This window comes from Paraburkholderia nodosa (genome assembly GCF_001718195.1).
GTDB lineage: Bacteria > Pseudomonadota > Gammaproteobacteria > Burkholderiales > Burkholderiaceae > Paraburkholderia > Paraburkholderia nodosa_A.
In genome coordinates this window covers 94452-108240 of record NZ_MCNV01000018.1, presented here as the reverse complement: position 1 = coordinate 108240, position 13789 = coordinate 94452, and the positions used below count along the sequence as shown (strand labels likewise).

Below are 13789 nucleotides of genomic sequence, written 5' to 3'. Positions count from 1 at the left end.
CGCTATGGAATCTGGAAAAACGGGTCCGCTGAGCGGCGTGAGGGTTCTGGATCTCACGCAGTTCCTGTCGGGCCCTTTCGGAACGCAAATTCTCGGTGACCTCGGCGCTGAGATCATCAAGGTCGAGCCGCCGGCGGGCGAACTTTCACGCGGCGTGCCACCGCATTTCGTAGAGGGCGACAGCGCCTATTATCTTGCGGTCAATCGCAACAAGAAGAGCGTGGTCATTGACCTCAAGACGGAGCGGGGAGCCGAACTCGTTCGGGAGCTGGCGGCACATTCAGATGTCCTTGTCGAAAACAATCGGCCCGGTGTGATGGAGCGGCTCGGGCTCGGTCAAGCGGCGCTTCGCGCGCGCAGTCCGCGGCTCGTCTATTGCAGTATCAGCGGCTTCGGACAGACCGGCCCGGACAGGGATCTTCCCGCTTACGACATGATCGTGCAGGCGATGTCAGGGGGCATGAGTCTGACCGGGGAGCCTGGGCGAGCGCCCGTTCGCGCTGGCATTCCGATCGGCGATCTGGCGGCCGGCATGTACGGCGTAATGGGCGTACTCGCTGCGCTGGTCGAGCGCCAGACTACCGGCGAAGGACGGTTCGTCGATGTGTCGATGCTCGATGCGCAAATCGCGATGCTTTGTTATCAAGGCGCCTATTACCTGCTATCGGGTGAAGTGCCGGAACCCCAGGGACGAGGCCACGATTCGATACCGACTTACCGCTCGTTCGAATGTGGCGACGGCGTTTCACTGGTTGTGACCGCCAACACCGAACGTATGTGGGCGGACCTGTGCAAGGCAGTCGGTTTGCCACACCTCGTCCACGACCCGAGATTCAAGGATCCGGACGAACGCCTGGCAAACAAGGCGGCGCTATGGGAAATACTGGAGGCGCGCTTTCGGTCCGAATCCGCGCAGAGTTGGCTCGATCTGCTGAATTCGGCCTCGATTCCGGCCGCTCTGGTCAAGACGGTGGATAAAGCACTGAACGCCTCCCAGGTCGCGCACAGAGACATGCTCGTCGAGCTTCGCAGCGGAGCGGGATCTCATGTGCGCGTGCCCGGCAATCCAATCAAGCTCGATACCTCGGGGCCTGTCGATGCGAGTTACCCACCGCATCTGGGGGAGCATACGAACGTCGTGCTCGGAGAGTACGTCGGGCTGGATACTGACGAACTGAGGACACTTCAGAACCAGGGGGTTGTTCGGCAGTTTGTACCCGGCATGCCATCACCCGGCGTGAAATCGCGATGAACGTGGAGATCGGAATGCATGAAAATCTTCTGCTGACGATGAAGGGTCATGTTTTGCACATTGCCCTGAACAGTGCTGACGGCAGGAACGAGCTGGATGACGCAATGACTCGAGCGCTCACAGAGGTGATCAGTGACCCTCCCGAGTGCACCGTGGCAATCGTGTTGTCCGGCGAAGGCGAGAACTTCTGCACAGGCCGGGCCTCTTCGCCACCGCCGGCACTTTCCCCAATGGAAGATCCACGCCCTGCAATCAAGGAACGGGGCGCGGTGCCCATTCTCGCACTCTATGAGGCAATCCGTTCGAGTGCGGTACCGGTTGCGTGTTTCGTCAAAGGGCTCGCTTCGGGTATGGGTTGCGCAATCGTTGCAGCGAGCGACTACGCAGTCGCCGACGTGCGCAGCCAGTTCGAAGCCAACGAACTGGAGAAGCAGTTTGCTCCTGCACTGCTGATGTCCGTGCTCATCTCGCGTGTCCATGTCAAGGCAATTTCGCGTCTGGTTTTGACGGGTCGGCCCATCGACGCGACGACCGCTCTGGAGTATGGGCTCATCGGCGAAATAGTCGCTCCTTGGGAACTGGACAACGCGCAGGACGATTTCATCGCGTTCATGAACAGCCGGGCTCCGCAGGCATTACTCGGAATCAAGACCTTCCTGCGCGAATCGGCCGGCCCGGATTCGTCAAAGCTTGCCGCCGACGTTCTGGCGGAATCGATTGCGGCTCGCCTCGACGTGACAGCGCCGTTCGCGCCGTCCCACGACAAGCGGTTTCTGAGCGTCGACGGCGAGCGCATTGCCTATATCGACATCGGCAACGGGCCCGCGGTCGTTTTGCTCCATAGTCTCGGCACATCGAGCGCGCTGTGGGACGATATTCTGCCCGCACTCACCGCGAATTATCGAGTCGTGGCAATAGATGCCCGCGGTCACGGCGACTCGACGAAGCGAAGCGCGTGGAATGCAGACGCGGTTGCCAGCGACGTTGTTGCGGTGACGGGGGCCATCGGTCTCGACCGTTTTGGCCTGGTGGGTATCTCGATGGGGGGACTCACTGCAATCCGCGTTGCCGCGAAGCTGGGTCGACGCGTGGCTGTCATGGTCTTGTCGAGTGCTTACGCAAGCGTTTCCGGACCGACGGTAGCCAAGCGGCTCGCAGCAACCGAAGGGATGTTGAAAAAGCTGCCAATGCATCTCTTTGCGCGCATGTACGTGGAGCAGACCCTCCACAGAAACACGGCGTACCCGAAGCGGGAGCGACTTGCCCAGCAGATTGCGGCCATCGCTTCAAAGGATTACCTGGAGATATTGCACGCCATTGCCACGGATGACGTCTCCAGTCTTCTGTGCGACATCGAGGTCCCGACACTCGTGCTCAACGCCGAACTCGACGGAAGTGTACCCAGAACCGTATCGGCGCAGTTGACGCAAGGAATCCATGGGGCGGAGGAACGGACGCTGCGCGCTGCCGGGCACCTTGCATGTGTCGACGCGCCCGATGCGTACGCGGACGTTTTATTAAGCCAGTTTGAGCAATACACGGATGAAGGTGGAGAAGTATGGAGATCGTAAATCGCTTTTCGGTCGACTCGACTATCGAGAACGCCTGGAACGCACTACTCGACGTTCCGCTGGTGGTGTCCTGCTTTCCCGGTGCGACGCTCACGGACACACTCGGCAAGGACACGTACAGGGGGCTGATTCGCGTCAAGCTGGGTCCAATCGCGATGGAGTTCTCCGGCAAGGTCACCTTGAGCGCCCCGTGGGGTGACGCGCATATGGCGACCGTTGAGGCCACATGGCAGGAGACCAAAAACCGCGGATCGGCCAATACGGTGACCACGTTTTCTCTATCACGCCTCAATGAAGCCGCCGGCACCCAGGTTGACGTTCGCACCAGTGTGCAGATGGCGGGGCAGGTGGCGCAGTATGGCCGCGGAGTTGGAATCATCAATGCCGTATCGGAACAGATGGTCCGTCAATTCGCGGCGAATTTGCTGGAGAAACTTGCGGACCGGCAGGCCGAAACAGCGTTGCCCCTGGACGACACAAACGCGTTCGCTTCGACATCCACTGGAGACAGAGAACCCGTGGCGGCAACACGCAGCGACAACTCAGCACGCTCAACGAACGAGATTTCCGTACTCGGCTTGTTGTGGAAAATGCTGGTTTTGAAGTGCAGGCGGTGGTTTGCCAGACCGCGTTCGTCATAGTTCCCTTCGTTCATGTTTCTGATCAGTTTGGTCAGGCGTGCAAACGGCAGCCGCTTCTACTGAACCCTGTCATGCCAGCACGCGATGCCATCGAAGTGTCCGGAACTGTTTGTCTAATCATAAGTAGTGCAAAGCAGGAGATGGGAAGATGGAAACGAACTCGACTCCTTTCGAGTCGACAGACCATGGGAGCAATGTTGGTGCTCCTGTCGTGGGCAAGGCCGCCTGGATTGTACTTGCGTCCGCGTTTGTGGGGTGGATGTTCGATGCAATGGATCTCTACCTGTTCACCATGATCATGGTTCCGGCCCTTCACGACCTGCTCGGGGCTTCACAGGGCAGCGTCATGCGGATTGGAGGGCTCATTGTCGGCGCGAAACTGCTTTGCTGGGGCATCGGCGGGATTCTGTCCGGTATCGTGGCAGACCGGTTCGGGCGAGCGCGAGTGATGCTCGGCACGATGCTGATTTATTCGGTATTCACGGCAGCCGGTGCCTTCGCGCGAGACTGGTATCAACTCCTCCTGTTTCAGATGCTGGCGGGCTTTGGAATCGGTGGTGAGTGGGCCGCCGGCGCCGCGCTTGTCGTGGAGACCTGGCCAGAAAAACACAGGGCGAAGGCCGTTCAGGTGATGCAGGTTGCCAATGTGGCGGGGCTGGTTGCCGCCTCCGCGCTCGCGATCCTGCTTTCAGGCGCTGGATGGCGTTGGGTGCTTGGCGTGGGGGCGGCACCGGCACTCGCGAGCCTTGGCCTGCGGTTCATCACACCGGAATCGGCGAGTTGGAAGCAGTCACGTGCGGCCGCAATGCGTCACGCAGGTCCGAAAATGGGTTCGATATCGGAGATATTTGCCAGCCCGTTGCGCCGTCGAACCATTGTCGGAACGCTCATTGCCTCGGCAATGATGATCGGTGGCTGGGGGGCATCCATCATCTTTCCCACGTTGCTGAGAGAGTTCTTCCCATCCGCCGGTAGCGCGGAATTCACGCGACAGACGGGCATCGCTTTCATGGCGACCAACGCCGGTGCGGTGCTTGGATACGCCTCGATTCTGCTCCTCGTCAGTCTGATGCCGCGTGTCTCCCGACGGATCGTCTACGCAGTGTTTTGTGCTGGCGCCTGGATTGCAGTCGTTGTCCTTTTTGGAGCGGCGAAAACACTGGGGACGTTCTATTTCTCAATGCTTGGATTCGGTTTCTTCGCAATGGGCGGATTTGGGATCGTCGCTCTGTACCTGACTGAGCTTTTTCCGCTCCATGTTCGCGCCACAGGACAAGGCTTCGCCTGGAATATGGCCCGTCTCTTTACCGCGTTCGGACCGTTGCTCGTGTCGTTTGCGTCGGCGAATCTGGGATTCCGTGTGGTGGGAATCACTCTCGCAACCGTATTCGGAATGGGATTGGCCGCCATATTTTTCGGGCCGGAAACGGGCTGAAAAGACGACGTGGAAGTTCGAAGCGTGGCACGCATCCACCAAAAAATATGACATTGGAGACAGCATGAAAATGAAAGTGATCGTCGCCTCGACGGTCTTTGTGTGGACGGTCGCGGCACACGCGCAATCGTCGATGACGCTGTATGGCGCCCTCGATACGGGATTGCTGTATCAAAGCGCGAATGCGCCAAATTTCCAGTCGAAAATGAATCTCGGCCACCTATACGCACTCAAGGACGCGGGAATTTTCACCAGTTTCTGGGGGCTCAAGGGCGTTGAAGACATTGGCGGTGGTTACAAGGTCAACTTCAAGCTCCAGGGAGCGTTCACCAGTACCAACGGAAAATTCGGGCTGTCCGACACGCCGGGCGTCAGCGCAATCTTCAACCAGCAAGCGACGATCGGCATCTCCGGTCCTTTCGGTTCGATCGATGCGGGCCGTCAGTTCGTGCCGATAATATTTGCGATGGCCGACACCGACGTACGGGGCGCGCAATTCTTCGGCAGTATCCTCACCGCATGGCTTGGCATGAATCAGGCTGCAGGCTGGCAGGGCACCAGTACAAACGGAGCGATCGGTGCGCTGTACGACTCTAACGCGATCGTTTACCAGTCGCCGAAATTTCACGGTCTATCGCTGGGACTCGAATATGCGCCGGGTGGCGTCGCCGGTCAATCCCAGGGTGGCACGCGCGAGTCTGCCGTGCTCAGGTATTCGAACTACGGTCTCAATCTCTCGGCTGCTTACTACAACGGCCACGACAGCAATCCCTTCACGACGACAGCGATCGGCGCGATCATCACGGCACCGTCCACCGGGCGCGATAACAATCGCTTTTACTATTTCGGCGCGATGTACACGTTCCACGACCTGTCAGTATCGACGTCATACAGCATCGGCAAGGATCCGGCGAACAGCGGTCAGGCCGACTTCGAGATGATTTCCGCGGGGCTCGGCTACAAGTTCACGCCGTTTTTCAAGGTCACCTCTGGCTTTTATTACCTCAAGGACCGCAACGTTTCATCCAATCAATCGGATGCGTACGCGGTGGGCGCCGAATACAGTTTGTCCAGGACCACCATCGCCTATGTACAGGTTGGCCATGTCAATAACCGGGGCAAGATGAGCCAGGCGATCGCCTACGCCGCGCCGGTTCCTGAGGGTACCTCCAGCACCGCCGCGATGATTGGCATTCGGCACACCTTCTGATCCCACCGTGGCTGATTGGAGCAATGAATGAAGACAAGCAGGGCACTGAAAATCGCTGTCGGGTTGCTGGTTGGATCAACATCTATTCACGTCTGGGCGCAGGCCAGCGAGAGCGAAGCGCGCACCGTGTCGAAAGGCACAGCGACCGAAGCCTCCGGCAGCGTCACGCAGACGAGTAGCCGGAAGGACAATTTTGCGCTGCGCCGCAAGGTCTACGCGGCAATCGCACAGCACGAGGAGATCGACGCGGGCGCCATCAGCGTGGTGGTGAAGCGCGGCGCGGTGACGCTCGACGGGACGGTGGTTGATGCCTCACACATCGGTGAGATGACGGAGATCGCGCGGGGCGTTCCCGGCGTGAGGTCCGTGACCAACCGGCTGACGGTCAAAACGCCGTTTGGCAGTCAGTAGGCGCACGTGCATGACGCGGCTCGACTGCGTACCGTAGGAGAATGTGAGCATGAACAGTGTCGATTTCGAGGTGCTGGAAGCTACGATGCACTGGCTTGATGCGGGCCACCGAATGCTGCTTGTTACGGTCGTGAAGACTTGGGGTTCGTCGCCTCGCCCGGAGGGGGCGATGCTTGTCCTGCGCGATGACGGTCGTGTGGTGGGCTCCGTTTCAGGCGGCTGTATCGAAGATGATCTCATCGACCAGGTGCGTCGGTACGGCGTCGCGCAAGGGGTGCCGGAGGTGGTCGAATACGGCATTAGTGCCGAGGAAGCGCATCGGTTCGGGTTGCCTTGCGGTGGCACGATGCGACTCGTGCTTGAGCCGATTACGCGGCAAAGCCGTATTCAGGCCCTGCACGAAGCGCTCAGTCGTGGCGAACTGGTGGCGCGCACGCTAGACATGATAACGGGTGCCGTCACACTTGGGCCACCGGGGACGACTGACGGTGTGCACTTCAACGGGATGCATCTGACGACGATTCACGGGCCCCGCTACCGTATGCTCGTTATTGGCGCGGGACAGCTATCGCGCTACTTATGCCAGGTCGCGACAGGACTCGAGTATCAGGTGGTGGTGTGCGATCCACGCGAGGAGTATGTGCAGACATGGAATGTACCCGGCACGCAACTCGTGCGCACGATGCCTGACGATACGGTCCTGGAAATGAGACCCGACGAACGCAGTGCAATCATTACACTCACGCATGACCCTAAACTCGATGATCTCGCGCTGATGGAAGCGCTGAAGACACCCGCGTTTTATGTCGGTGCGCTTGGCTCGCGGCGCAACAATGCTGCACGGCGCGAGCGGCTTAAAGAGTTCGATCTGAGCGACGCAGAACTTGCACGGTTGCGCGGTCCGGCCGGGATCTATATCGGCAGCCGCACGCCGCCCGAAATCGCGATATCGATTCTCGCAGAAGTAACGGCCGCGAAGAATCGTGTGTCGCTGCCGGCAATCCTTAGGGTCGAGCGTGGGAAGACGGCAAAGGCAGTCACGAATGATGGCACACCGATCAGTGCGCTGGATCGTGTTTGGTGAAAGCGGGTTCTCTCATGAAACCGGCTTCCGGCGGCGAACTGGAGGCGAAGGCCATGCAGACATCGCAATATCAGCCAGCCGCTTCAGTCTTTCCCTGCATGCCCCATCACAGGCTTGCGCGGACATGCCTTGCACCACTGCGGCATAGAAGCGTGCGAGCGCTTCGGTGTCGGTATCCGGGGCAAGTTCGCCCTCAGCGACGGCACGGTCGAAGCGTACCTTGATGGTCTGCAGCCCAAGCTCCCGTCGCGCGGAGACCAATTGGGCGACCGACTCGCTCTTTTCGGCGTGTTGGAGAACAGCAGTCGAAATCATGCAGCCGCGCGGCCTTCCCGGGTCGGTGAAGCGTGCCGCAGCGTCGTGCAGATAGAACGCTATCGCATCGTGCGCCGGCAACTTTCCGCTTAGCGCTTCCAGCACGGCTTTGTTTTCACGCTCGCTGACATGGTCGAGCGCCTGTCTGTAAAGGTCCTCCTTCGAGCCGTAGGTTGCGTAGAGGGACGGCGGCGGGATACCCATGGCCTCGGTCAGATCGGCGATCGAGGTGCCCTCGTATCCATGCTCCCAGAACAGCCGAGCGGCGACATCGAGTCCCACGTCGCGGTCCAGCAACCTCGGCCTGCCGCGTTTCCGGGCGGGTTCGCTCATTTTTATATCGAGTCCTATAAAAATCGTTGACAAGCGTGTTTCGACGTCAATATTATAGTGACCACTACTAATTCAGTCAGGAAGGAGTGGTCGATGTCTGCAAAGCTTTCAAACAAGGTGGCCCTGATTACGGGAGGCTCGCGTGGCATCGGCCATGCCGTAGCCCTGGCATTTGCGAAAGAGGGGGCTGCGCTCATCGGCGTGCACTACGGCGCCAATCGGGATGCGGCGAACGCCACCATCCGTGAAATCGAAGCTCTCGGATCGAAAGCCGTCGCGATCGAAGCGGACCTAAGTCGCGGAAAGGAAGCAACGGACAGTATCTGGGAACAGTTCAAGGCCGCTGCCATCGACGCCACGGGCGAGCCGAGGCTAGACATCCTCGTCAACAATGCTGGCGTGGCACCGGCCATCCGCCTGTCTGAGACGAGTGAGTCCGCATTCGACGAGGTCCTGACGATCAACTTCAAGGCACCGTTCTTCCTGATCCAGGCTATTGCAGATCACATCCGCGACAATGGGCGAATTATCAATGTTTCGACGGGCTTTACGCGTGTCGCGGCTCCAACGCATCCCGCCTACGCCGCTTCGAAAGGTGCGATTGAAACGCTGACGCTGGCGCTTGCCCCTGAGTTCGGTCCTCGTGGCATCACGGTGAATGCGGTCATGCCGGGCGTCACGGAGACCGACATGAATGCGGCGTGGATCAAGGTGCCGGAGGCACGTGCCGGCGCGGAGGCCATGTCGGTGTTCTCACGAGTGGGTCAACCTGTTGATGTCGCTGATGTCGTCACGTTCCTCGCATCGAATGAGGCACGCTGGACGACGGGGCAGGTGATCGACGCGACGGGCGGTGCCCGGCTCTAAGTCCCTCTGACATGAAGGCCGCACCAGTGTGCGACCAGCGTCGTGTCCGGCTTCATGGCAGGCCCCGCAGCGGTTGCGGCAGTCTGCCAGCTTGCCAGCGCTCAAAAACACGACATCTGCAAATAGCCAGAATCAGACATTACAAAAAAGCTGTGACAAGTAAAACTGCGATAAATTATATTATGTTAAATACAACATAAAATGCGCTGTGGGACACCTCCACCCAGACGCAGCCACGCCCCATCAAACTTGCAACCCCCGGCTCTTGCGCCGATAAACAAGCAGCGCGCGCATGATGCCGAAACTCAGCGGCGCACCGACTGGCTCGGCACCGCCGTCCAGCAAGCGTTCGTCGAAGTGCTGCGTGCGGAAAGCGCGTTCGAATCCGGCGGCACCTGATCCGCGCACCACCCCGCATTCCCCCCCCTCCCGCCTCGCGCTCACTCCCCAATCCACGAGCCCCGCAAGTCGCTGTCGTGCATGAGCTGCAGCAGCGTTTGCGCCGGGCGGGAAAGCCGCTTTGCCGCGAGCACGATGAATTCGACGTTGGGCAGCGCCGGCAGGCTCGCGACGTTCACGGGCGGCGCCAGCCCGCGCGCGGCGAGGTATTGGGGCCGCACAGTGACGCCGAGGCCGGCGCGCGCCGCCGCCACGCAGCCCGAATGGCTGCTGCTCGTGCATACCAGTTGCCAGCGGAAATCAGTCTGCGCAAGCGCGTCGAGCACCACGGCCCGCGTCACGCTCGGCTCGGCGACGAGGATGAGCGGCAGCGGCTGCGCGAGATCCATCGTCGTGCCGGCGCGCGCGAGCCATTCGAGCCGTCCGGTGAAGAGCACCGTGCCGCGTTTGTCGCCCAGCCGCCGCTTGCCGACCATCAGGTCGATGGCGCCGGAATCGAGCAGTTCGTAAAGCCGGCCCGTCATGCCGATGGTGATTTCCAGCTCCACGTCGGGATGCGCGTTGCGAAACGCCGTCAGCACGGCGGGCAGCGGGCCGAGCGCAACGTCGTCGGAGCAGCCGAGCCGCACCCGCCCGCGCAGGCGCGGCGCGCGGAACTGCGATTCGGCGCGGTTGATCGCCTGCAGGATGCTGCCGGCATGCGCCAGCATCGCCTCGCCATCGGACGTGATGGCAAGCGAATGTGTGTCGCGGATAAACAGGCGGCGGCCAATCGACTCTTCGAGCCGGCGTACGTGGTCGCTCACGCTCGACTGCGTGAGGCCGAGCTGGCGCGCCGCTTCTGTGAAACTGTGGCAGCGCGCGACCGCTTCGAAGGTCCTGAGCCAGATGGGATTGAGCATGGCGGATGGTTATCGGCAATGCCGATGACAGTCAAAGTCTCTACTGGGGTTCCCGATGAGCGACGGTAACAATATCATGACGCCATTGATGACAATTGCGCCGCAAAGCCGTTCCCGCCCCTCACGCGGCGCGCCGAGAAGTTCCAGATGAACAAAAATTCGAGCCACACGGCGCTGCTATGGATCGTCGCCGCGGGCTTTTTCATGCAGACGCTCGACACGACGATCGTCAACACCGCGCTCCCCTCGATTGCGCGCAGTCTTGGCGTAAGACCGCTCGTGATGCAGCCGGTCATCGTCGCGTACACGTTGACCATGGCCATGCTCACGCCCGCTTCGGGCTGGCTTGCCGACCGCTTCGGCACACGCCGCGTCTACTTCGTCGCGATTCTGATCTTCGTGCTCGGCTCGCTATGCTGCGCGAGTGCGCACACCCTCGCGCAACTCGTGGTCGCGCGCGTGCTGCAGGGCATCGGCGGATCGATGCTGATGCCGATCGGCCGGCTCGCGGTGCTGCGTGCGGTGAGCGGCGAGCAGTACGTCTCGGCGCTCGCACTCATTTCGGTGGCGGGCCAGGTGGGGCCGATCGTCGGCCCGACGCTCGGCGGCTGGTTCGTGCAGGCGATCTCGTGGCACTGGATCTTCCTGATCAACGTGCCGATCGGCCTCGCCGGCGTATTCGCCGTGCACCGCTATCTGCCTAACGCGTCGAGCACTGCGGCGCCTCCATTCGATCTCGCCGGCTGTGCACTCGTGTCGCTGTGCATGATTGCGTTCTCGCTGGCCTTCGACACGCCGGTCCAGACGCATCGCGCCGCGTGGTCTGCCGGCCTCTTCGCAGTCGGCATCGCGGCGGCCTTCGCTTACGTGGCCTATGCACGCGGCCACCGCGAACCGCTCTTCAAGCTGCGCTTGTTCGGCGAGCCGAATTTCAGCGTCGGCCTGATCGGCAATCTCGTCTGCCGCGTCGGCTCGAGTGCCGTGCCGTTTCTCGTGCCGCTGCTCATGCAGCTCGAGCTCGGCTACTCGCCGCTGCGCTCGGGCCTCATGATGCTGCCCGCCGCGCTCGCAGGGACGGTCGCCAAACGCTGGATTGCGCCGCTGATCCGCCGTTACGGCTACGAGACGTTCCTGCTGGTCAACACGCTGATCGTTGGCGCATCGATCGTTGCGTTCGCACTGATCTCGCGCGGCACGCCCGTTGCGGTGGAGATGGTCGTGCTGGCCATCTTCGGCGCGGCCAACTCGATGCAGTTCGCCGCGATGAACAGCGTCACGCTCAAGGACCTCTCGCACGAAGACGCCGGCAGCGGCAACAGCCTTTTTTCGATGGTGCAAATGCTCGCGATGGGACTCGGCGTCACCATCGGCGGCGCGCTCGTGAGCCTTGGCGAGGCACAGTGGGGATCGGTTGCGCCCGGCTTTCGCATGAGCTTCGCCGGCGTGGGCGCGATCACGCTGATCTCCGCCCTGGTCTTCCGCCGCATCGACACGCAGACGCGCGTCGCCGCTGCGCCTTGCGCGATGGCGTCGACGGCCGCTCGCCGCTGAGCGCGCGATCAGTGCGCGAGAATGCCCATCGCGCGCTTCTTCAGATCCAGGAAGTGCGGTTCGAATGCGACCTCTGGCGTACGCGGTCTGTCCAGTTCGATGGGCACGTCGAGTGCCACCCGCCCCGGCCGCGCCGAAAGCACGACGAGACGCGTACCGAGAAAGATCGCTTCGTCGATGTCATGGGTGATGAAGACCACCGTGCAGTGGAGTTGCTCCCACAGCGCGGTCAAGAACGTCTGCATGGAACTGCGCGTCTGCGCATCCAGTGCGCCGAAGGGCTCGTCCATCAGCAGCACCTTCGGCTTCATCACGAGCGCCCGCGCGATTGCCACGTGCTGTTGCATGCCGCCCGACAGCTCATAGGGCTTGTGTCGTGCGAAAGACTCCAGACCGATGATGCGCAGAATGTCCGCCGACTCCTTGTGCCGTTGCGCCTTGGGCACCCCATGCAGTGACGGCCCGAACTCGATGTTTTCTGCCACGCTGAGCCACGGAAACAAGCCGGCCTGCTGGAATACGACGACTCGGTCGGCCCCGGGCTGGTCCTTGATCTCGCCATCGATATAGATGTTGCCCTTGGTGGGCGAAGTCAGACCGGCGAGCAGGTGCAGCAAGGTCGTCTTTCCACAGCCCGAGGCGCCGAGCACGGTGATGAATTCGCCGCCCCGGAACTGCAGATTGATGTTTTCCAGTGCCGATGTGGCGCCGAACGTCTTGTACAGAGAATCGATGACGATGTTCAAGTTCGTCTCCTGCTCGACAGTCAGACAGTCAATGGATCAATGCGCCAGATGTTTCGAGTACTGCGGCGCGACGTTGTTGTCGAAACTCGCCGGCACGCTCGGAATGCGGCCAATCGAGTTCAGCACCTTGGCCGTATTCACCAGAGTCAGGTACGTGGCGGACGTTTTGACGCCCGCGTCGAGGCCCATGACTTTCGGCGTGGTCTGATCGGCGCCGGAAAACAGCTCATAACCGGCGAGTTCGCTCGTCGCCACCGGCACCGTCACGCCCGTTGCTTTCGCCATCTCGGCGAGCGCCTTGTCGCGATCCTTCATCGTCACCTGATAGCCCTGGTCGAGCGCCGCCACGAAACCGCGGACCAGGTCCGGATGCGCCTTCGCCCAGTCAGAGTTGGCGATACAGACGTTGTAGCTCGAGGCTTCGCGCGGCAAGTCTCCGTCCGTCTTGATCGCCTTGCCGCCAGACGTACGCAGCGCGCTGAATACCGGATCCCAGACGATCGCCGCATCGATCGCACCGGTCACCCATGAGGTGCGCATCTGCGGCGGCGCCATGTTGATTTGGGTGACGGACGCATACGGCACATGCGCAGCAGCCAGGAAGGTCGCCAGTTCGAACGAGGCCTGCGAGCCGGCGACGATCGCGATCTTCTTGCCTTGCAGCCCCGCGACGTCGTGGATGCCGCTGTCCGGCTTGACCACGATGCCGGCCGCATTCGTATAGCGCTCCTGGTTGTATACGATGGTCATCGGCAAGCCCTGTGCGATCGCCGTGACGAGCGGCGGCACGCCCAGTCCGCACATGAACGTGAGACTGTTCGATGCCAATGCACTCATCGCCGCCGGCCCCGAACTGAAGAGCTTGTACTGGACATCGGCGTTCATCTGCTTTTCGAACAGATGCTCGGCCATCGATACCATGTACGGATCGGCGCCGTTGTCCTCGTAGCCGATGATCACCTCGGGCTTGCTCTGCGAATGCACCGCGCCAGGAACCAGACAACTGCTCGCCAGCACAGCCGCGCTCATGCCATAGACCCATTGCCTCTTTTTCATTGTCGTCTCCTCCTCT

The 13789-nt window shown here is 61.1% G+C and carries 14 protein-coding genes; 9 read left to right on the top strand and 5 right to left on the bottom strand.

All coding sequences use genetic code 11. From position 1 onward, the window contains the following. The first annotated feature begins 4 nt into the window (after positions 1 to 4). The 7 genes from BFD71_RS26405 (at position 5) to BFD71_RS26375 (ending at position 7604) form a co-directional block, all read left to right on the top strand. Complete coding sequence (locus BFD71_RS26405) at positions 5 to 1252, top strand: CaiB/BaiF CoA transferase family protein (RefSeq protein WP_069267266.1); 1248 nt, start codon at positions 5 to 7, stop codon at positions 1250 to 1252. After that, positions 1249 to 2823, top strand: coding sequence for an alpha/beta fold hydrolase (locus BFD71_RS26400; protein WP_069267265.1), 1575 nt, complete (start codon positions 1249 to 1251; stop codon positions 2821 to 2823). Before BFD71_RS26405 ends, BFD71_RS26400 begins: the two co-directional genes overlap by 4 nt. Continuing rightward, positions 2811 to 3464, top strand: a complete 654-nt coding sequence (locus tag BFD71_RS26395) for an SRPBCC family protein (protein ID WP_069267264.1) — start codon at positions 2811 to 2813, stop codon at positions 3462 to 3464. Before BFD71_RS26400 ends, BFD71_RS26395 begins: the two co-directional genes overlap by 13 nt. Positions 3465 to 3612: 148 nt before the next feature. Next, complete coding sequence (locus BFD71_RS26390; RefSeq protein WP_069267263.1) at positions 3613 to 4899, top strand: MFS transporter; 1287 nt, start codon at positions 3613 to 3615, stop codon at positions 4897 to 4899. 64 nt (positions 4900 to 4963) lie between these two features. After that, the gene (locus BFD71_RS26385; protein WP_069267262.1) at positions 4964 to 6109 is read left to right on the top strand and encodes a porin; all 1146 of its coding nucleotides are present in this window, start codon (positions 4964 to 4966) and stop codon (positions 6107 to 6109) included. A 27-nt stretch (positions 6110 to 6136) separates the two neighbouring features. Continuing rightward, positions 6137 to 6520: a BON domain-containing protein gene (locus BFD71_RS26380; RefSeq protein ID WP_069267261.1), complete on the top strand. Its 384-nt coding sequence runs from the start codon at positions 6137 to 6139 to the stop codon at positions 6518 to 6520. Between the two features lie 49 nt (positions 6521 to 6569). Next, complete coding sequence (locus tag BFD71_RS26375; RefSeq protein ID WP_069267260.1) at positions 6570 to 7604, top strand: XdhC family protein; 1035 nt, start codon at positions 6570 to 6572, stop codon at positions 7602 to 7604. A 12-nt stretch (positions 7605 to 7616) separates the two neighbouring features. Here BFD71_RS26375 and BFD71_RS26370 read toward each other — a convergent pair whose 3' ends face one another. Next, a complete protein-coding gene (locus BFD71_RS26370) occupies positions 7617 to 8252 on the bottom strand; it encodes a TetR/AcrR family transcriptional regulator (protein ID WP_069267259.1) in 636 nt (211 codons plus the stop codon). A 93-nt stretch (positions 8253 to 8345) separates the two neighbouring features. Between BFD71_RS26370 and BFD71_RS26365 the strand changes: the two genes are divergently transcribed. Then, positions 8346 to 9119, top strand: a complete 774-nt coding sequence (locus BFD71_RS26365; RefSeq protein WP_069267258.1) for an SDR family oxidoreductase — start codon at positions 8346 to 8348, stop codon at positions 9117 to 9119. A 243-nt stretch (positions 9120 to 9362) separates the two neighbouring features. Here the strand turns inward: BFD71_RS26365 and BFD71_RS41590 are convergent, their stop codons facing one another. Next, entirely contained in the window at positions 9363 to 9530 is a 168-nt protein-coding gene (locus tag BFD71_RS41590; protein ID WP_176732961.1) for a hypothetical protein, read from the bottom strand. 29 nt (positions 9531 to 9559) lie between these two features. Next, positions 9560 to 10420 (bottom strand): LysR family transcriptional regulator, encoded by an 861-nt coding sequence (locus BFD71_RS26360; RefSeq protein ID WP_069267257.1) that lies wholly within the window; start codon positions 10418 to 10420, stop codon positions 9560 to 9562. Positions 10421 to 10567: 147 nt separating this feature from the next. On the opposite strand from BFD71_RS26360, the gene mdtD reads away from it, so the two are divergent. Next, the gene (mdtD, locus tag BFD71_RS26355) at positions 10568 to 11971 is read left to right on the top strand and encodes a multidrug transporter subunit MdtD (RefSeq protein WP_069267256.1); all 1404 of its coding nucleotides are present in this window, start codon (positions 10568 to 10570) and stop codon (positions 11969 to 11971) included. A gap of 8 nt (positions 11972 to 11979) precedes the next feature. Here mdtD and BFD71_RS26350 read toward each other — a convergent pair whose 3' ends face one another. Together BFD71_RS26350 and BFD71_RS26345 are read right to left on the bottom strand one after the other, a co-directional pair. Then, a complete protein-coding gene (locus tag BFD71_RS26350) occupies positions 11980 to 12717 on the bottom strand; it encodes an ABC transporter ATP-binding protein (protein WP_069267255.1) in 738 nt (245 codons plus the stop codon). A 36-nt stretch (positions 12718 to 12753) separates the two neighbouring features. Beyond that, on the bottom strand, positions 12754 to 13773 hold the full coding sequence (locus BFD71_RS26345) for a taurine ABC transporter substrate-binding protein (protein ID WP_069267254.1): 1020 nt from the start codon (positions 13771 to 13773) through the stop codon (positions 12754 to 12756). Positions 13774 to 13789: the final 16 nt, after the last annotated feature.

What these genes read in the sequence shown, in the direction of transcription:
- BFD71_RS26405 (WP_069267266.1), top strand. Translation starts at nt 5, where the DNA reads ATGGAATCTGGAAAAACGGGTCCGCTGAGCGGCGTGAGGGTTCTGGAT.
- BFD71_RS26400 (WP_069267265.1), top strand. Translation starts at nt 1,249, where the DNA reads ATGAACGTGGAGATCGGAATGCATGAAAATCTTCTGCTGACGATGAAG.
- BFD71_RS26385 (WP_069267262.1), top strand. Translation starts at nt 4,964, where the DNA reads ATGAAAATGAAAGTGATCGTCGCCTCGACGGTCTTTGTGTGGACGGTC.
- BFD71_RS26375 (WP_069267260.1), top strand. Translation starts at nt 6,570, where the DNA reads ATGAACAGTGTCGATTTCGAGGTGCTGGAAGCTACGATGCACTGGCTT.
- BFD71_RS26360 (WP_069267257.1), bottom strand. Translation starts at nt 10,420, where the DNA reads ATGCTCAATCCCATCTGGCTCAGGACCTTCGAAGCGGTCGCGCGCTGC.
- BFD71_RS26390 (WP_069267263.1), top strand. Translation starts at nt 3,613, where the DNA reads ATGGAAACGAACTCGACTCCTTTCGAGTCGACAGACCATGGGAGCAAT.
- BFD71_RS26370 (WP_069267259.1), bottom strand. Translation starts at nt 8,252, where the DNA reads ATGAGCGAACCCGCCCGGAAACGCGGCAGGCCGAGGTTGCTGGACCGC.
- mdtD (WP_069267256.1), top strand. Translation starts at nt 10,568, where the DNA reads ATGAACAAAAATTCGAGCCACACGGCGCTGCTATGGATCGTCGCCGCG.
- BFD71_RS26395 (WP_069267264.1), top strand. Translation starts at nt 2,811, where the DNA reads ATGGAGATCGTAAATCGCTTTTCGGTCGACTCGACTATCGAGAACGCC.
- BFD71_RS26345 (WP_069267254.1), bottom strand. Translation starts at nt 13,773, where the DNA reads ATGAAAAAGAGGCAATGGGTCTATGGCATGAGCGCGGCTGTGCTGGCG.
- BFD71_RS26380 (WP_069267261.1), top strand. Translation starts at nt 6,137, where the DNA reads ATGAAGACAAGCAGGGCACTGAAAATCGCTGTCGGGTTGCTGGTTGGA.
- BFD71_RS26365 (WP_069267258.1), top strand. Translation starts at nt 8,346, where the DNA reads ATGTCTGCAAAGCTTTCAAACAAGGTGGCCCTGATTACGGGAGGCTCG.